Consider the following 18536-nt stretch of genomic DNA (forward strand, 5'->3'; position numbering starts at 1 on the left):
AATGGCCTCGACCATTCACACTACATGCGCAAGAACAATTGAGATGTTGTCGACCTCTTTTCGTTCCTTCACGGCATCGACGAGTTTAATCGCCTTGTATTTTAATTGTTTTTCATTTAAAAATTGGTTTGGACGGAGTTCCTCAAGAATCTCCGTATCCGTAATTTTATGGTAAAAACCATCTGTGCAAAGCAAGAACACTGTTCCCGGCTCTGTCTCGCCAGTCAGAATCACGACATCAAGTTCCCTTGTCGCACCAACACATTGTAGAAGGACATTACGTCTTGGGTCCTTTAAGGCTTGCTCAGGTGTAATGTTTCCGCGCTCCACTTCACGTTCCACCAAGGTTTGGTCCTTCGTCAATCTTGTTACATGCTGCTGAATTTGATAAGCACGGCTGTCACCGATATGTACGATATAGTAACGCGAATGAATGATGAGGAGTGCTGTCACCGTTGTTCCGACCTGGGTGTTTGTCTCGTCCCCATATTCTAAGATCTTTTCATTTTGCTCCGTGATACAGGCTTCGAGAGCTTTGCGGATATCTTCATCCTGTTGGTCAGAATGAAGGAGTTCTGGCAGTTCCTGTTCGAACCAGTCCGACAGACCGCGAACAACTGTTGCACTGGCGAGTTCTCCGTGATCGAGTCCACCCATTCCGTCACACACGACGAACATCCCCACATATCCATTCGGCGTTTTTGCGGTCTTGACGAGCAACGCATCTTGGTTTGTTTTCTTTTTAATCCCCACATCTGTGTGGTAAGCATGTATGAACGACACTTATTTCACCTCTTTTGAAATGCGTAAGGCGCCCGCTTATCGGCGACAAGCACAAGACAAGCGGTGACAGAAGGCGCTTTTTGCCTTCCGAAGCGATTGGCTTGTGACCTCGAGCCGATGGCGCCTGAAGCTAGACATTAAAAACCTTTTTATCTTCGTATCCTAAAAAAGCCTAAACACAAATTCTTCGTTTGCTAGCTTGATTTTATCCTCGTGTTTGATTTTTACCTTGTTTTTAGGGACGAGCTTGACGCCATTTACATAGCTGCCGTTTCTCGATTCTTGGTCGACGATGAAGTATTCCCCGTTTTCGGTAATCAACTCCGCATGGACACGCCCAATGACTTTATTGTTGGATGTATAATCAGTAATCCCTGGATCACGGCCAATTTTAAACACTCGCTTGGAAAGAACGATTTTTTCCTGAGTAGACGTTAGTAAGAATGGCTGCTGCTGTTGGAAACGTGCGCCCACACCCAGCGCCGTTGTTCCTTCTTCCTCTTCCGGCTCTTTATACGCGGTGAGGACAGTTGTACCCTCTTCTTCATCAGGCTCATCGGTATCAAACGAAATCGGACTTCCCACATTTGGCTTGATGTTGATGGATGTTCCACCTGATAGGAGTGGATTTCCTTCGCCAAGCTCAGTGCGAGTGATTCGCTTGTACTGAACCTCTTCCTCGATTTCAAGCTTTTGTTTTGTCTTTTTATCAACCTTTTTACTGCTATATTCTGATGTAATCACGCCGTTTTCTTCGGATGCCTTGATTTCACTGCTAGGACTATAATAGTTCGGTGTTTTAGGTTCTTCGTCCTGAATCGGAAACTTTCTGAAACTCTGAGGTGAAGTTGGTTTATTCAAGAGCAACTCATTCAGCTTTTGTTGAAGCGCATATAAATTGATTTCCTCTGATGTTGCGAAATAATTATGTAGCCGCACAAAAAAAGCAAGGTCATCATTTTCTTCATAGGAGTGGGAGTGTAAGAAACTGGTGAAGTATTCCCGGATTGATACCTTTTCAAAAATATTATTTTTAATCGGCATGTACAGTAGAATTAATCTGTTTGAAAAATTATCAATAAAGATGTAGTTCTCATCAAAAACAAAGTTGTTCACATTTAACCCAAGTCGCTCGGATTCAATTAATGTTTCGATGATGTTTGAAAAATAGCTATGGAGCTGATCCTTTGTGAGTGGGTTCGTGGTCTGTTGGCTAAGAGTCACTTCTGAGACTAAATCATAGCGAAAATACGCCTCATCTTCCTTGTTAATCACAACACATGGCAAAAGGCCAGGAACCTTGTTGTTTTTAAGCTTATCAGCTTCTGTAAAATCAACACGAATCGCAGGTGGCACCTTGTAAAATATGAACTTCGAAACACCGTAATTTTCAATATGTAATTCAACATGTTTAATCATTTTCTTGCACTCCCATTGTTTATCAAATGCGTACTTCATATTTTTTCACGCCATTACTGAATAAAGTTGGTGAGGACAACCGGCGAGGCCAATTGCCCTCCTCATGGATTATTTAAATGCGCTAGCGTTATTATTGATTGCAGTTTCTGCAGCGTTGTAGTTTGTAACAGTGTTATCTAGGAATTTCGCATAGCTATCAATAACTTGGCGATACTCCTCAAAACGTGGAGCCAACGCATTGAAATTTCCGCGAATAGTATTAGATGCATCAGAGTTCCATGTAGCAGATAAGCCATTCATTTCCTTCTTAATGTCTTCTAGTGCAGTTGCAAGCTGTTGGTTTAGGTTACGGATTTGCCCAGCGGTTTTACTAACCTCGCCAAGGGAAATCTTGATTCCATCAACTGACATCGTGCCACCTCCTTTTTTGGTAGTTTTATAGAAATTGAGATTAGTTCGTTAAGCGACGAGCTTGGTTCACTACCTCGCTTTGTGTTTCACGGTATGTTTTTGCGCTAAGCTTTAAGAACTCAGAGTATTGTCTCATCAAGTTCGTCATTTTTTGGAAATCATCCATGAAGCCCTTGATTTGAGAAACATATGCTTGGTTATCAGTACCTTGCCACGCAGCACCCATGCCTTCAACCTCTGTGTAAAGAGCCTTGTAAAGTCTCTCATAGTCAGCAGATTGTTGGTCAATTTTAGTAGCCGCAGTGTCTAACTTCGCTGGATCAACAGTAATTGAACGTGCCATTTTTTTTCACCTCCTTTAAAGGGGATATGTATAAGCTAACTCGGTTTTATGGCCGAGAGAACTTTGGATTGTATTTAGCAGTGGTCTAGTGGTCTAGTAATCTATCTAACTCAAATCCTTCTCAGGTCATTGCCGACTCTACGGTATTTGTCCGCTGCACTTTGCAAACTTGATGCACTTTTGGTAGAGCCAATCCCTTTGAATTCACGGTTGAGACCATTTGAGATCTCATCGAGTTCCCTTGAGATGGCATTGATCTCATAAATAATGCTATTAATCTTTCGTCGAACATGAGGTTTCATTGGGTTACCTCCTTTGGATTTGTATTTCTAAAAAAATCATTCCATGAAGGATTCGTAATTATCAATAATGTTTTCAGGTCCATGAAGGATCACACTTGGATCGACAATATCACTCGGATCATCAGGGTCAAGTCTATCGTCTACACCCACTACTCCGTAAACCTTCGCATTAAAATTTGACCATTGAAGATTATTTACGAAAGACGTTTGAATGTATTCGGAAATGTCTTCAGACTGGTCAATAAATCCAATAGAAATAGCATAAAGCTTTACATCTAAGCCTTTAAATAATTGAAAAAGATTGTAAATTCCATTGCTATATTGATTTATATCTGGTGGACCATTTGTTTTTACCCCTGCGGTAAGAGAAATTTTGACATCTTTATTTTTACTGAGGTACTCATTAACTGAAATAGCGGCCATTGTTTCATCAACCTCGTCACTACCAACTGATAAGTTCACCTTAAATTGGGTTCCTTCCGGAAGTTCCTTTGCGATATCCGCTTCTAGTTTTTGATGTAATTCATATCCCCATTTTGCTGATAAATAGTCGTCAACCCATTCACCTTTATCGTTAAACTCTTTTACAATGAAAACCACATTAGGTTCACCCTTAGGATGAACGATAACCTTATCTCCACCATATAAATCTTGAAAAACCGTACTTCCCTCTTTTGACCACATAACCTCAAATTCTTCACCATATTTATCTTCCAAATACTGAAGTGCTTTTTCTTCAGAGTTACTGCAGCCAACAACTCCTATAAAGAAAAATAGTAGCACCGTTATTTTCACTATTTTCATAGCTATTGAATAATCCTAGCCTTGCCAACTAGTTTCGTTTCGTTCGCATCAAGCAATCGGGCGGCAGTATTTAGGTAGTTGATGTTTTGATTGAGCCTGTAAGAGAAAGACGTTAAAATATCGGCGCTCAACACATGACGGATATCTAACAGGTCTACCTCCCAATACAGAGAGTCAATCTGATTATTGAGTGCATTCACTCTTCGCTTGATACTTTCAAGTCGTTGTGCATAATAGTAGAGCCTTGCGACGTTTACTTTCAGGTATGGCTCTACTGGGAAGTAGCCCCCAAGCTTTTTGATTGCTTTTATAACAAATGACGCTACATCTTTAGCTAAATTATCAAAGTAGTCACCAACGGCTTTTATCAAGTCAATTCCAGCTTTGATTGTCTTTTTCACATAATTTATGACTTGATCTTTGATGTAACTTGCAAGAGCTTCAATTCCTTTTTTTATAGAAACAATCACTTTAATTGTTGCCTCAGCCATCGCCTTCCCAATATGATAGGCAAGTTTAAACTTATCTACTAACTCCGTTAATCTCAACATGACTACGTTGGCAGTGGCTCTTGGGATTGACGTTCCATCTCGGTAATTTTTATAATAACCATTCTCGTCAAATTCAGCGCTTGTTTCATAATGTGGATAAAAGAAATCCCTATCCTCTCCAGCCATGTACTCGGATGGGTCCTTAATCGTTTCTACAATTTTATCGACATAGGGTGCAACCCCCGTCTGCGATACGATATCACCCTCATAAACAACAAAGGTATATCGATTACCCATCAACGCTTTTTTCTGCTCTGTCGTTAAGTTATTCCAATAAATCGGCGCACCATTTAACACATATGCTACAACTTTGTCGCCAAGATGATTAACATACACATACGTGGCTAGGTTTCCACCTTTAGAGTGACCTAGTAACAAGGTTTGCCCATCTTTTCCGGCAGTAAGCTTTTCGTAAAATGCGTCCGCTTCACGCTGCTGTTGAATTTCATACCCAATACCAGCTTCAATATTTGATTTCCAATCGGTATCGAAGTGGACGGGGTCTTTCATATCTTCACTCCCACGAAATACCGCTGATGCATTTCCATCATTATCTTTAAATCCGTAACCTACAAAACCTGATTGTGAGCCGGAAACCGAATTATTGTTTTCAGTCGGATTATTATTCTGATACTGAACTAATTGAATATCGTGTAAGGCAGAGTCGGGATTTTTCGCTAAAAATTCATCGATATTTTTGTATCGGGTTTCCTGATTTTTTCTAACTTGCGGATCCACATAAGATAGAAACTTTTCAATAGTTAGGGTTTTGTTTGGATGATCACTCACATCAATATTTGGTGGTAAATCAATGTACGATAATTGAAGTAATATATTTTTCTCTTCTTCAGTTAAATTTGTAAGAGACATTTAATCACTCCTCAATCGTCTGATAGCTCTCTTCCACAATTTGTGGAGTTACAGTATCGTATCGATCATCTACATTTATTTCCCCATATACCTTTAATGCTAGATTTGTCCATGGTGTATTGTTCACATAAGAGGTTCTGATATAGTCCGAAATATCCTCCGAATTTTCAACAAACCCCACTGAAATTGTATATTGAGAAGTTCCGAGACCTTTAATTAGCTCATAAAGTTGATAGACTCCTTCGCTATACTGACTAACATCAGGTTCGCCCTCTACTTTTACACCAGCAACCAGCGCAATTCTTACATCTTTATCATTTGCTAAAAAATCTTGTATGCTCATATCCTTCAGAGAGGCATTCAGGTCTGAATATGGGTAAACCAAAACTTTATACTCGCTATCAACTGGAATATAATTTTCAATTTCATCGGCTAAATCAGCCTTTAACTCCTCGCCCCATTTAGCGGCTAAATAATTGTCAAGATACACATCTTCTTCATCGCTTTTCTCCTCCGCAATGAATACCACATCAGAATTACCTTCTGGGTGTAGAACAAATTTATCTTTTCCATACATATTGGCGAAAGCTTCACTACCTTGGTCAACAGCTTCAACTTCAAATTTCTCATTATACTTATCTTCTAAATGCTTAATGATCTTCTCTTCCGTACTCGCACTACTTGAACTCATACACCCTGTTCCTCCTATTATGAGAATGAATAGAAGAAGGAATAAGACTACCCTCTTTTGTAACCTCATTTGGCACCTTCCTTACGTAAAAATGACTTTGATTCCTAGTGAAAATTGTTTGTTGCCACAAAATTGACTTTGAATGGCGGGGCGGGACACTTTGCTAAGTGCCCGGGCCCGCTCTTTTTGGATATATCGGACATTGTTTTGAATATATCGGACATTGAATTTAATTTATCGGACACAATCTCGGGATTATCGGACAATTTCGGCAAGATATCGGACAAACTTTTCAATATATCGGACAAAGCCGTCATTTCCAGCCAGGCCGGTGGCTCCAATTGTGCCCTATGCCGAGCGAATTGTGCCCTATGCCAAAATTCAGCCATTGCCCCATCTAAACCAACATCAATTTCTTTCCGTTCATAAATCCTAGTTCTTCCACCGTTTGGTTAATGTCGAAGATCTTGCCGGTTTCGCGGTCGCACACCACGGTGGTGTCGGTTGCGACGAAGTAGCCGTTGGATAGCTCAGTCATGGTGTTTGCGAGTAAAAATGTTACTTCATAGAGCTTGCTTTGGGCCGGGATGAAGACGTCGTAGGATTCACCGGCGGCTGGAATGAATACTTCGACCAACACTTTATCCATTGAAAACTGCCTCCTCTTCACGAACTGCCGAACCCGTCAGTAATTTGACTAACTTTGGTTTTCCTTTAGTGAGCACATATCCGAAGTCTTCTGGAATCTCTTGGTACATGCTGTTTGTCACTTTTGAAACTTTTAATAAAAATTGATCGGTAATGCCGTTTCCAACCCAGATGCCGTCGCTGAGTGAGACCTGCTTTTTAAACCAAGGCTCAAATGCGACTGAGTTCAGTGCATCGGCGCGGTCTGAGATGATCATAAAGACATTGAGTCCGTCGATTCGTTCTAGGAATACCTTCAGCTTATCCTGACCATCCTCGGATAACATCAACAACATGTCGTTGAAGGAATGAACAATGCAGTAGAGCGGTTCGAACACTGGTGGTGTTGTACCTTCTCCTATCGCATCCTTCGTTGTGTTGTTACGGAACACCAATGTGTTAAACAACTCAACGATGGTTTCCTCTATCTCCGTTGGACTAGAAACATGCTTCCCGCCAACTTCAATTAGTTCCCCATTCGGGTCAATTATAACCACTTCATTTTTCTCATTTTTAGTAACGATCTCTGATATTCCCTGCATCATACCTGCGCAGGCATCGCTGCTACTGCCGAGTACTAGATTTACAGGCGAATCTCCGAAATCGAAATACGTGATGGCAAGGGACTCTTTTTCAACACCAACTGGTAGTTTACTTGACTTGTTGTACTGAATTTCATCTTGTAGATACTCAATATCTACTTTTTCAGGCAAGACTGGAATTCGTTTCGCAGCACTCTTGCCCCAATTGTCGCGCAGGCGTCGACAGTAGTCCGTGATATATTGGTACATGTCCTCGACACCCTCAGTAATGAGAGCCACCTGGAATTCATACACACTGTCTGCTTTGAAAATGCCTCGACCTTTATGCTTCGATGGGAAGACGCCGTCCACATTTCCAAGTACCGCTGAATATTCAGATGTGTCATTAAGCTGCAACACATACAACTGCTTGAAGTTTTGCATCAAGCGGTAGCGAACCGCACCCGTATGTGCCGCTGTCACGATAAAATAAATGCCGTACTTCGTGCCTTCACGAGTGAGGTACGAAATCGCCTCTTCGTGTGACTCGTACATTTCAGAAAACGCGGCATAGTTGTGAATCACAATCACAATCGATGGTAGACCATCCTCTGACAGACGGTTGTAAGTCTGCAAATCACCGCCATAATTGGACAACTGCTTTTTCCGTTTCTCAATCTCGCTATTTAGCATTTTAAAGAGATTATCAATCTTCTCACTATCATGGGATAACAGAACGTCCCCGATATGTGGGGCTTCACGGAACCAACTCAATGTCTCTGAGCTAAAATCTAGTAAATAAGAATGTAGCTCATCTGGCGTATGGGACTCCATTAGCGAGTACATCAACGTCGCAATAAACGTTGTCTTTCCGCTACCGGCAACTCCATAAATGATAGTATTGCCATCCTGTGTGATTGGTAGTCTCATAACATTTTGGCGTTGATTCGCTGGATCGTCATATTCCCCAATTACAGGGTTCAGTTCAAAGCGGTTTGTTGTTTCTTCACTGTATTTTTCAACTAACTGATCTAAATAAATCCTTGCAGGTATCGGTTCAAGCCATAGCTGCTTTACCTTGATATTTTCCTGTTTTGCTAGAGTTTCTAAGTACTTTGTGACTTCATCAATTTGCTTCGGTGGATTCTTCACCATCGTTCTGCGGTCAATTTTTGCACTCTTGATGACGCGACCTAAGTGGTCAATCACGCGAATGCTTTCATCCACACGTTTTTCAATCTTATCGGAAGGATAATACGGTGCCCCTGCCCATGCCGATTGACCAAGTTCGAACAACTCGTTATACCCAACTTGCAGGTAAAAACGGCCGGTCGTTGATAGCTCGGCAGCATCTGGTCGTTTGATGACCTCCATACTATCCGCTTTTTCCTGTACCTTCAGACTGATTCTAAATTTCGAGTTACTCCAAATTTGATCGTCCACCACACCAGATGGCTTCTGAGTAGCTAAAATCAAATGGACACCTAAGCTTCGTCCGATACGAGCCGCACTCACCAGCTGCTCCATGAACTCTGGTTGCTGGGTTTTCAGCTCGGCGAACTCATCGGAAATCATGAACAAATGCTGAAGTGGCTCACTCACTAAGCCTTCACGATACAGCTTTTGGTATTTATAAATGTCGATATTACTAGTATTCATACGTCGACTCGTCTCACTGAAAATAGACTGACGACGCTTTAGCTCACTCTGAATTGAAATTAACGAGCGTTTCACTGCTGCCCCATCGAGGTTTGTAATCGTACCAGCTAGATGCGGCAGATTTAAAAACGCATTCGCCATTCCGCCACCCTTGTAGTCGATTAAAATAAATGCAACCTCATCAGGGTGATAGTTCACCGCAAGCGATAAAATGAACGTCATAATGAACTCAGACTTACCAGACCCCGTCATACCTGCAATCAGCCCATGCGGACCGTGGTATTTTTCATGAAGGTCTAGTTTGAACGACTCACCCATTGTGTCGACCCCAATTGGTGTTTCAATGGAGAGCACAGGGTTGTTTTCCTTCCAGCGCGTCAATGCGTTCAAGTGCTCGATTTTACTTACACCAAACATCTCAAGGAACGTGATCATGTCTGGTAGCGTATATGCTTCAACGGAAGATGCAAGCTGGATATTGGCTAGGCGTATCGCAACCTCTTCCGCATCCTCACGCTCATAAAACTCCGCATCAAACGCTGTGTACAAGCCGGAAATGTCGTCCTTGTCATAAATCTTAGACATATCATCCGCAAGCTCGACAACCATCGTACATTCCTTCGGTAGATTTTTTAGCTCATCGTATAAAGTGACGAGGCTAATTCCGATGTCCTTATTTTCCTCTAAAAGGAGGTTGATCATCTCAGCCCTTGAAGCTAGTGATTTACTCATTGAGAAAATCAAATAATGCTGGTCAAGTTCCTTTATCTCTGTCTCATCAAGGCTTGCACGGTAGGCAATTTCCTTTTCAAAATAGGAAGACAGCTCTTTTACCTCTGTCGCATCTGTTGCGATAAAGCGTATTTGCATCGCCTCATCCCACACATGCGGTAGCCATCTCGCAAACTTCCAATACTCTTCCTCATTTTTATCGTAAAGAAACACAAGCTTCAGTTCGTCATAACTATGTAGGGCTGTTAATTGAAAAATAAGTCCCTTTACAAAATCTTGTACGCGACTGCGGCGTCCAATCACACCACTGACAAACTCCTCTACAAAACTTAAGGTTACGGGCACCTGTTTTAAAATGTGAGGTGTTTCAACCAATTTATAAAGATCATCCTGGAGATTGTCATCCTCTAAGGTGAATTTTTTCTCAGGGTATTTCAGTTCTGCATTTAATGGAAGATCGCCGATTCCGAGGCGAACCTTAAGGAAATCATCTTGACCAATGGCACGCTCCCACAGATTTCTTTTTCGCATCGTAATTCGTGAAATTAGATTTTGGAGGGCCACATGGTTTTCATGAAGAATTTCACTTTGACGTTGACATTCTTCCTCAATCACCTGCGCCATTTCTTCAATGTATGTTGAGTATTTTTCCTGACGTTTGCCTTCAAGCTTAATCCGCTGCTTCTTCTCATATTTCTTCGTTAAAATTGGCCAAAGCACCGTTCCGATCAACATACTAAAGGACATGATCAATGTCGGCATCGCGTACGTAAGACTTTCGCCGCGTGCCAATACGTTATTTAGCATAAATAGCCCCATGGACAAGGACGCCATCCCCATCGTGAGGGAAGGTCCGAGAATGAACATCAATGGAGTTTCGTCAATATTTGGCTTAGATGGCGGTGGATCAATACTAATTTCTGTTCGCTTAATATCCCGCTTAAAACGCGGTGAGCGATAAAAGAGGTCGTCATTTAATTCCTCGGTTTCAAAATCGTCAAGCGGTTCCTCTTCTTCTATAAACGGCTTTTGCACCTCAAACGGGCGAAAGGCATTGCGGTCTAAAAATACCAATTGATGTGGATTATTCAGGGATAATAACTTGCCATTGTAGATGATTTTTAATCCCATGATGTAGATAACGTCACCGATTGAAAGGACTTTTTCCGTCACGCGCTCTCCGTTGACATATGTACCATTCGAGCTATTGTTGTCACGGATGATCGCATGGCCTTGTGTGTCGTACTGAATCACACAGTGGGAGCTAGAGACAAGCTTATTCGAAAATCGAATGTGGCAGTCATTACCACGACCAACCTGAATGCTACTTCCCGTCACCTCATGCTTTGTAAACTCATTTCGATCGTTTGTCGGCGGCTCCACATAGAGGAGAGCAGATGCATCATTGTTGCGCGAAATCGAGTAAGTTTTAAATGGCTCAATTTCCTGTTTGACAAGTATTTCTTGCTTATCATTTGCCAGGAATGCCGACTTGTTCGACTTCAAGAACCATTTGCCTTCCTCGGCCTCGATGGCGATTAAGTCTTTCGGTTCCCCATGAGCATCTTCAGAGGTTAAAATATAGCGGCCCGTGATGCGTTCTGGCAGCACATATGTAAAAGCCTTTTCCCGATCAAATAGAGTTAATATCAAAGCAAATCTCTCCTTCATAAAAAAAGCGCAAGGCTGTCACGTCTTTTTCCTAACGCCAGTATTAACTATTGCAATAAGCTATTTTCATAGTTGTAAGCAAAGGGGTATAAAATATCCTATTCTAGCAGTCTTAGCGTAGATGAGGGGCTCTTGCGTCAGCTCTTTTCTGTGCTTCTTCTTCAGCCTTTCTTCTCGCTTCCGCTGCTGCACGAGCAGCTGCCTCTTCTTCTCGCTTGATTTGGTTTGCAACTGATATGATGTCTGGCGCGACTGAATCAAGCTTTGAGGCAATCTGATTTAGTTCTCGATTAATCTCGGCAATTGCTTGATTGATATACTGAACCTCAGTTGCCTGCCAAGCCGAGTTGATATTTCCTTGAAATCCATTTAGAGAGCTTTTTAGATTACGAAGTTGTGTGGCATAATTGCGAAGTTGGTTTGCCTGTGAAATTGCTGCTGAAACACTGATTCCCATAAAATCACCTACTTATCGTAAATAAGTTTAATATAGTGTAATGCCCTTTTATGGGGCAAAATTGACATAGTACGGTCACACTTTTTCCAGATATATACTAAAAATTACTCGATATTTTGGATTAGGTCAATTTTTCCAGAATATTCAACCAACTTAGTAACCGAGACGAAAGACCTGTTTATTCTACATTTTTCTACAAATTATCGTTCCTGACGGAGTTGCTTACTACCTTAGGTGTACTACCCCTCTAGTACTTTTGAGAAATTCATGAAACGGAAGAACGTTGATAACTCTCGACATAATATCTTGATTTCAAGCCTCTTGACTCCCTTTATTACAATTAGTAGGAAATTAGTCCTTTTATCGTTAATGTTTGTAACATAATTGTAACTTGACAATACTTACAACTTCCTTGGTACTTGTAAGCACTTTCATTGGTGTGAAGTTATAAATTCGTCTTTCCCTTAAAATGAAGTAATGTTTTTGTAAAATAGGATTTTATTTTTGAAGAATAGTTGTTTGGGGTGGTAAATGTTGGTGGATAGGTAAGGAAAAGGTACGAGGATTCGACTAAATTCTCTAGGAGTTTCGTGGTTGTTGCAGGGGGATTTTGTAATCTTTCTTTCCTATTAAAATGGATTGTAAAAAACCTAGTCAGGTGGTTGACTAGGTTTCTCGTATCACTAATTTAGTAGCAATGAATACTTTTTTCGGTATTTGTCTCCCGTTGATTCGTTCAAGGATGGTGTCGACAGCAGTTTCACCCATGACTTCGGTATGGACTTTGACCGTTGACAGTGGCGGATAGACATATTTGGAGACACTGATATCATTGACTCCAAACAGGCTTACACGGTCAGGCACTGCGAGTTTTTCTTCATTTAATGCACGTAATGCACCGATTGCAATCAAATCATTAGCAGCAAAAAAGGCCGTTGGGAGGTCGTCTCCTTTTTCCACGATTGCCTGTTTCATCAATTTGTACCCGTCCTCGACTGTAAAGCTTCCTATATATAAGTTGCTCTCATCTAGTAGATTGGCTTGCGAAAGATAGGTCCTAAACGTTTTCTCACGTATTTCTTCGATTTCCGCAGAGTGGTCCTTGAATTCCTCACGTCCACCAAGATATCCAATATTCGTATGACCATTTTCGATAAAATGCCTCAACACAGTTCGGGTGGCTTTTTCAAAGTCAACAACAACCGCATCGTACACATCCTCATCTGGGTTCGAATCAACAAACACGATATGCTCAGCCATTTTCGATAGCTCATCAACTTGATTTTCACTGAACTTACCAACCGCAATAATTCCCTGAAACTCCTCTTGCTTCATGCTATCAATACTATTGTAAAAATTAGCCACTTGGATGCCATGCTGCTCACAGCGCTGCTCAATCCCAAGACGAATCGACATGTAATAGAGATCATTTAGTTCCTCTTTTTCAGTGTACCAAAGGAGAATCCCTATCCGAGCAGAAGAAGACTTTTTAGAGGGACGCTTTTTATACGAAAGTGCCTCAGCAATCTCAAAGATCCTCTTTTTGGTCTCATCACTGACAGATAAGCTGGAATCATAGTTCAGCACCCTTGACACCGTTGCAATCGAGACACCCGCTTTTTCCGCAATATCTTTAATTGTCGCCATGATTCATCTCCTTTCTGTGGAACCATAGGGACGGTTCTCTTGGCTCCCCACCTGGCCACTATAGCGGACCAGGAGAACCGTCCCCTTGGTCCCTATCTTACTAAAAATGTGTACTTCGTTTCCCAATGGTATTCCTCACCCTTTTTGACGATCGTGGATGGGAAGTTCGCGTGATGGATTGAATCAGGTGGTGCTTGTGTTTCAAGGCACACGCCTAAATACGGGCGTGCCTTGCCACCGCGCATTTCAAAGCCTTCCATTGTGTTGCTTGTGTAAACGACAACAGCTGGTTGGTTTGTTTCTACCTTTAATAGGCGGCCGGATGCTTCATCATAAAGTGTAACCAATTTTTCATCGAGCAAAAATGGATGGTCGTACCCTTGGCCAACAAGGGCAATCTGCTCATCATTTGAATTCGGTCCGTCGGCGATTTTTCGTCCATAACGAAAATCAAAAACAGTACCAGTGACATCAAGAAGTTCACCGGTAGGAAGAAACTCTTGGTCTAGTTCAAGAAACTTACTGCTTTTAATAAAGAGTTCATGATCAAGTATGTCCCTTTTCATGTTGCCTGATAGGTTAAAATAAGCATGGTTTGTGATATTTAAAACTGTGTCTGCATCAGGAACACCTACTGCAGAGATCAAAAATTCATTTTCATTATTAAGTGAATAAGTGACTGTCATTTCAAATGTTCCAGGATAGCCCCCTTCACCGTCTTTACTGACATACTTAAACTCAACGCCGACATGATTTTCTTCCTTTATAATAGTAGAATCCCAGACGACTTTGCTGAACCCTTTTACTCCACCATGGATATGGTTGGTGTTTTCATTTTTATCAAGATGATAGGTTTTGCCGTTCAGTTCAAACTCCCCACCTCTAATACGGCCTGCAATCCGACCAACAATCGCCCCTTGATAAGTTTGATCTGCAATATATCCATCAAGGTTATCGAATCCAAGCACGACATTCTCCTGTGCACCGTTTCTGTCTGGCGCTATAACCTCAGTGATAATGCAACCATAGTCAATGCAGGTAACGCTTAGCCCGTGGTCATTTTTTAACGTAAAAGCTTGGATTTGTTGGTTATCGAACTTTCCGTAAGGATGTACAGTAACTTCCATATTAACAATCTCCTATTTTGTAAAGTGGTCTATAAATCTCTTAAATGCATCTTGGCCAACTTCATCACGCTTGTATACGCCGGCGTCTTCAAGCACACGCATGAACTTTTTGCCGACTTCCTGTTTGACAAGTTCGTGCACATTATCTTTCGGCGGGTTGTAAGCTTTCAGTTCATCCGCCCATTCTTGGTGGATTGGATTGACTGAGTCTGCTTCGCCGATTAGGTAATTTTCCACTTCTTGCAACTCAGTTTTGAGTCGAGCTGGAAGCACCGCTAATCCCATTACCTCGATGAGACCGATGTTTTCCTTTTTAATATGATGCACATCGGCATGCGGGTGAAAAATGCCGAGTGGATGTTCGTCATTCGTACGGTTGTTTCGGAGAACAAGGTCCAACTCGTATTTGCCGTCTCGTTTCCGAGCAATCGGTGTAATTGTGTTATGCGGCGTTTCACCAGAAAACGCGATGATATCGACTTCTGGATCACTGTAATTGCGCCATGTTTGTAAAATGTGGTCACCCACTTCCACCAAGGCATCCTTATCAGTGCTTCTAAGGCGAAGTACAGACATCGGCCAGTTTACCGTTGAAAATTCGATGCTGTCATAACGGTCCCATGTAAATTTGATATCATCTTCTGCCTTGGCCATCGCAAATTCATAGTTTCCAGCTTGGTAGTGATCATGGGTTAAAATCGAGCCCCCGACAATTGGGATATCTGCATTTGAACCAATGAAATAGTGTGGAAACTTTTCAACAAAGCCAAGTAATCGCGCAAATGTCTCACTGCTGATTTTCATATCACGATGCTCTTCGCAAAGCAAGATGCTGTGCTCGTTGTAGTACACATATGGCGAGTACTGCAAATACCAGTTTTCTCTCTCAAGTGGCACTGGAATGATGCGGTGATTCGAGCGAGCCGGATGACCGATGCGGCCCGCATACCCTTCATTTTCTACACAGAGCAGGCATTTCGGATACTTCTCACCGCTGTTTTTTGTCTCTTTTTCAAGTGCGATTTGCTTTGGATCTTTTTCGGGTTTGGACAAGTTGATGGTGATATCAAGCTCACCGTACTTAGTTTCTACTTTATATTCAATGTTTTTTTCGATTCGTTTCATTTGAATGTAGTTGCTATTTTTACTTAACTCGTAAAAATAGTTTGTTGCTGCCGCCGGGTCTTTTTGATGAAGTTCATAAAAATGACGTGTCACCGCTGACGGCAGTGGGATCATCACGTTCATGACTTTACTTGCGAAAATTTCTTTAGCGTCGAAATAATCCTCGATAACACCTTGTTCGCATGCATATTCAACTAGATCCTCAACCAAAGTTGGGATGTCTTTTTCCGGTGAGACTTGCTCAGTTGGCGCGAAGTCTTCAAGATTTAACAAGGAAAGGACCTGATTGCGAACATAGATCACGTCTTCTTTTTTAATAAGTCCGACCTTGATGGCCTGCTCCGTTAACTGCTGAACAGCTCCGTAGATAGTCAAGTTTCTCCCCTCAGCTTTCATACCCATTTGGGTGGTTTACATGCCAGTTCCACGCATCCTTAATGATTTCATTGATTGACGCACGCTTTGGCTCCCAGCCGAGCACTTCCTTCGCTTTTCCTGATGATGCGATGAGAATGCTTGGGTCACCTGCACGGCGCTCGCCAATAATGACAGGAATATCGCGCTGTGTAACCTCTTTTGCTGCCTCAACCATTTCTTTTACAGAGAATCCACTGTTACTTCCAAGGTTGAAATAGTTACTCTCGCCACCGTTTTGGAGATATTTCAGCGCTAAAATATGCGCATTAATCAAGTCCTCGACATGGATGTAGTCACGGATGCATGTGCCGTCTGGCGTATCATAGTCCTCACCGAAGATCGTGATGGCATCTCTTTGTCCTAATGCTGCTTGTAAAATAACCGGGATTAGATGAGTTTCCGGATCATGATCCTCCCCGATTTCACCAGTTGCGCGAGCCCCAGCTACGTTAAAATAACGGAGTGAAACAAATTTAATGTCATGCGCCATCTCAGACCACTTCATCATTTTCTCCATCGCGAGCTTCGTTTCACCGTACGTATTTGTTGGAACAGTTGGCATGTCCTCCGTAATTGGCACCTGCTTAGGCTCACCATAAGTTGCAGCAGTTGATGAGAAAACGATGTACTTCACGTTATTGTTTTTCATTGTTTCAAGGACAATCTGTGTGCCGAATACATTGTTGTCATAGTATTTTAACGGGTCAACCATTGATTCGCCGACAAGGGAATTCGCCGCAAAGTGGATCACCGCATTAATATCTTCTTTTTCAAAAACAGATTGTAAAAACACTCGGTCACGAATGTCACCTTGATAAAACTTCGCTTTCGGGTGAACCGCCTCCTTGTGGCCTGTTTGAAGATTGTCAACAACCACAACATCCTCGTTCGCGTCAATTAACTGATAAACCGCATGCGAGCCAATATAACCCGCTCCACCTAAAACTAAAATACTCATATTCATTCGCTCCTTTTTGTGGGTGATGGACCTGTCCCTGTGTCCCACGGACAACCTTGTGTCCCACCACCCTGTTATAGTTCTTTTGCGCCGTCGCCGATGCTTACCTCATAGAAGGTAGCCGGGTAGCCGATGGTTTCTTCGTAGATTTTTCCGACTGCATCGATGATTGCTTGCGCTTTTTCTTTTTCGATGAGGGCAATTGCACAGCCTCCGAAACCAGCGCCTGTCATTCGTGCACCAAGTACACCCTCTTGCGCCCATGCTGCTTCTGCTAAAGTATCAAGCTCTTTGCCGGTTACTTCATAATCATCACGCAACGATGTGTGTGATGCATTTAGCAAACGACCGAACTCGACGAGGTCCTCCGCTTTCAGGGCTTTTAGCGCATCTAACGTTCTTTCATTTTCGTAAACCGCATGTTTAGCTCGCTTTTGCAAGGTTTCGTTTTGGATTAGATGCTTGTGTTGTTCAAATTGCTTGCTAGTGATGTTACCAAGCGCTTGAACATCCAGCTCCTTCTGAAGTTGGACAAGTGCCTGTTCACACTCACTGCGACGCTCGTTATATTTAGAGTCCGCTAGCTCACGGCGTTTGTTCGTGTTCATGATTAAAATGAGATGTTCGTCTAACTCGATTGGTGCGTATTCATACTTTAATGTATCGCAATCTAGTAAAATTCCTGCATTCTTTTTACCCATTCCGATTGCAAATTGGTCCATGATTCCACTGTTCACACCAATGAACTTATTTTCTACAAGTTGACCAATTTTTACAAGTTCAACACGGTCAATTTCAAGGTTAAATAATTTTTCGAACATCACGCCTGACACAAGCTCAATGGATGCCGATGAGGAAAGGCCCGCACCGTTTGGAATATTGCCGTAAAAAAGCACGTCAACTCCAGTTTCAATTTCATACCCTTTTTCACGTAAATAACGAAGCATCCCCTTCGGATAATTCGTCCAATCATGTGTTTTATTGTAGTCAAGGTCGCGTAGGTCGAACTCGATTACCCCAAGCTCTTCAAAGTTCATCGAGTACATTCTGATTTTTTCATCATCACGCTTTCTAGCTATTGCATAGGTACCTTTTGTGATTGAAGCCGGAAAAACATGGCCGCCATTGTAATCGGTATGCTCACCAATGAGATTAATACGGCCAGGCGCGAAGAAGCTTCTGTAATCGGTTTCGTTAAATACTTCTATAAATCTATTTGAAAGTTGTTTGAGATCCATGGTGGATTTACCTCCAATACTTTGGTTTCTATCTTTATTGTAGAACCGGAAGTAAAAAAGGTCAATTAATTTTAGTTAAAGTTTTACTAAATTATTTAGCCTGCAGTTTTCTGCCCCCATAAA

Annotated in this window: 16 protein-coding genes; all 16 read right to left on the minus strand. The window is 42.0% G+C overall.

What is annotated here, in order from left to right; all coding sequences use genetic code 11:
• Positions 1-15 precede the first annotated feature (15 nt).
• The 16 genes from ACFSFW_RS14905 to ACFSFW_RS14980 all read right to left on the minus strand — a co-directional run bounded on the left by ACFSFW_RS14905 (position 16) and on the right by ACFSFW_RS14980 (position 18413).
• Positions 16-783: a PP2C family protein-serine/threonine phosphatase gene (locus ACFSFW_RS14905; protein WP_388039405.1), complete on the minus strand. Its 768-nt coding sequence runs from the start codon at positions 781-783 to the stop codon at positions 16-18.
• Positions 784-945: 162 nt separating this feature from the next.
• Entirely contained in the window at positions 946-2202 is a 1257-nt protein-coding gene (locus ACFSFW_RS14910) for a DUF6382 and FHA domain-containing protein (RefSeq protein ID WP_388039407.1), read from the minus strand.
• Positions 2203-2310: 108 nt separating this feature from the next.
• A complete protein-coding gene (locus ACFSFW_RS14915) occupies positions 2311-2613 on the minus strand; it encodes a pore-forming ESAT-6 family protein (RefSeq protein ID WP_099354912.1) in 303 nt (100 codons plus the stop codon).
• Between the two features lie 40 nt (positions 2614-2653).
• Entirely contained in the window at positions 2654-2956 is a 303-nt protein-coding gene (locus ACFSFW_RS14920; RefSeq protein ID WP_099354911.1) for a WXG100 family type VII secretion target, read from the minus strand.
• A gap of 110 nt (positions 2957-3066) precedes the next feature.
• Positions 3067-3258 carry a hypothetical protein gene (locus ACFSFW_RS14925; protein WP_099361338.1) on the minus strand — a complete coding sequence of 64 codons (192 nt, stop codon included), beginning with the start codon at positions 3256-3258 and terminating at the stop codon, positions 3067-3069.
• 36 nt (positions 3259-3294) lie between these two features.
• Positions 3295-4062, minus strand: a complete 768-nt coding sequence (locus ACFSFW_RS14930; protein WP_304216870.1) for a hypothetical protein — start codon at positions 4060-4062, stop codon at positions 3295-3297.
• Between the two features lie 2 nt (positions 4063-4064).
• Positions 4065-5483, minus strand: coding sequence for an Mbeg1-like protein (locus ACFSFW_RS14935; RefSeq protein ID WP_304216869.1), 1419 nt, complete (start codon positions 5481-5483; stop codon positions 4065-4067).
• Between the two features lie 4 nt (positions 5484-5487).
• Entirely contained in the window at positions 5488-6174 is a 687-nt protein-coding gene (locus ACFSFW_RS14940; protein ID WP_304216867.1) for a hypothetical protein, read from the minus strand.
• Positions 6175-6571: 397 nt separating this feature from the next.
• Complete coding sequence (locus ACFSFW_RS14945) at positions 6572-6823, minus strand: methyltransferase (RefSeq protein ID WP_099354906.1); 252 nt, start codon at positions 6821-6823, stop codon at positions 6572-6574.
• Positions 6816-11426, minus strand: coding sequence for a type VII secretion protein EssC (gene essC / locus ACFSFW_RS14950; RefSeq protein WP_388039410.1), 4611 nt, complete (start codon positions 11424-11426; stop codon positions 6816-6818). The genes ACFSFW_RS14945 and essC overlap by 8 nt, the downstream gene beginning before the upstream one ends.
• Positions 11427-11556: 130 nt before the next feature.
• Positions 11557-11901, minus strand: a complete 345-nt coding sequence (locus tag ACFSFW_RS14955) for a kinetochore Spc7 family protein (protein ID WP_388039412.1) — start codon at positions 11899-11901, stop codon at positions 11557-11559.
• Between the two features lie 666 nt (positions 11902-12567).
• Positions 12568-13548 carry a LacI family DNA-binding transcriptional regulator gene (locus ACFSFW_RS14960; protein ID WP_388039414.1) on the minus strand — a complete coding sequence of 327 codons (981 nt, stop codon included), beginning with the start codon at positions 13546-13548 and terminating at the stop codon, positions 12568-12570.
• 92 nt (positions 13549-13640) lie between these two features.
• Positions 13641-14675 (minus strand): aldose epimerase family protein, encoded by a 1035-nt coding sequence (locus ACFSFW_RS14965; protein WP_388039416.1) that lies wholly within the window; start codon positions 14673-14675, stop codon positions 13641-13643.
• Between the two features lie 12 nt (positions 14676-14687).
• Positions 14688-16175 carry a UDP-glucose--hexose-1-phosphate uridylyltransferase gene (gene galT / locus ACFSFW_RS14970; protein ID WP_388039418.1) on the minus strand — a complete coding sequence of 496 codons (1488 nt, stop codon included), beginning with the start codon at positions 16173-16175 and terminating at the stop codon, positions 14688-14690.
• Between the two features lie 10 nt (positions 16176-16185).
• A complete protein-coding gene (galE, locus tag ACFSFW_RS14975) occupies positions 16186-17175 on the minus strand; it encodes a UDP-glucose 4-epimerase GalE (protein ID WP_388039420.1) in 990 nt (329 codons plus the stop codon).
• 74 nt (positions 17176-17249) lie between these two features.
• Positions 17250-18413, minus strand: a complete 1164-nt coding sequence (locus tag ACFSFW_RS14980; RefSeq protein WP_388039422.1) for a galactokinase — start codon at positions 18411-18413, stop codon at positions 17250-17252.
• Positions 18414-18536 lie beyond the last annotated feature (123 nt).

The sequence above is a fragment of the Ferdinandcohnia salidurans genome (assembly GCF_042680725.1).
Taxonomy (GTDB): domain Bacteria; phylum Bacillota; class Bacilli; order Bacillales; family Bacillaceae_L; genus Ferdinandcohnia; species Ferdinandcohnia salidurans.

Coding starts and splice junctions, on each gene's coding strand:
- ACFSFW_RS14910 (WP_388039407.1), bottom strand. CDS start 2,202: ATGATTAAACATGTTGAATTACATATTGAAAATTACGGTGTTTCGAAG.
- ACFSFW_RS14915 (WP_099354912.1), bottom strand. CDS start 2,613: ATGTCAGTTGATGGAATCAAGATTTCCCTTGGCGAGGTTAGTAAAACC.
- ACFSFW_RS14920 (WP_099354911.1), bottom strand. CDS start 2,956: ATGGCACGTTCAATTACTGTTGATCCAGCGAAGTTAGACACTGCGGCT.
- ACFSFW_RS14925 (WP_099361338.1), bottom strand. CDS start 3,258: ATGAAACCTCATGTTCGACGAAAGATTAATAGCATTATTTATGAGATC.
- ACFSFW_RS14930 (WP_304216870.1), bottom strand. CDS start 4,062: ATGAAAATAGTGAAAATAACGGTGCTACTATTTTTCTTTATAGGAGTT.
- ACFSFW_RS14935 (WP_304216869.1), bottom strand. CDS start 5,483: ATGTCTCTTACAAATTTAACTGAAGAAGAGAAAAATATATTACTTCAA.
- ACFSFW_RS14940 (WP_304216867.1), bottom strand. CDS start 6,174: ATGAGTTCAAGTAGTGCGAGTACGGAAGAGAAGATCATTAAGCATTTA.
- ACFSFW_RS14945 (WP_099354906.1), bottom strand. CDS start 6,823: ATGGATAAAGTGTTGGTCGAAGTATTCATTCCAGCCGCCGGTGAATCC.
- ACFSFW_RS14955 (WP_388039412.1), bottom strand. CDS start 11,901: ATGGGAATCAGTGTTTCAGCAGCAATTTCACAGGCAAACCAACTTCGC.
- ACFSFW_RS14960 (WP_388039414.1), bottom strand. CDS start 13,548: ATGGCGACAATTAAAGATATTGCGGAAAAAGCGGGTGTCTCGATTGCA.
- ACFSFW_RS14965 (WP_388039416.1), bottom strand. CDS start 14,675: ATGGAAGTTACTGTACATCCTTACGGAAAGTTCGATAACCAACAAATC.
- galE (WP_388039420.1), bottom strand. CDS start 17,175: ATGAGTATTTTAGTTTTAGGTGGAGCGGGTTATATTGGCTCGCATGCG.
- ACFSFW_RS14980 (WP_388039422.1), bottom strand. CDS start 18,413: ATGGATCTCAAACAACTTTCAAATAGATTTATAGAAGTATTTAACGAA.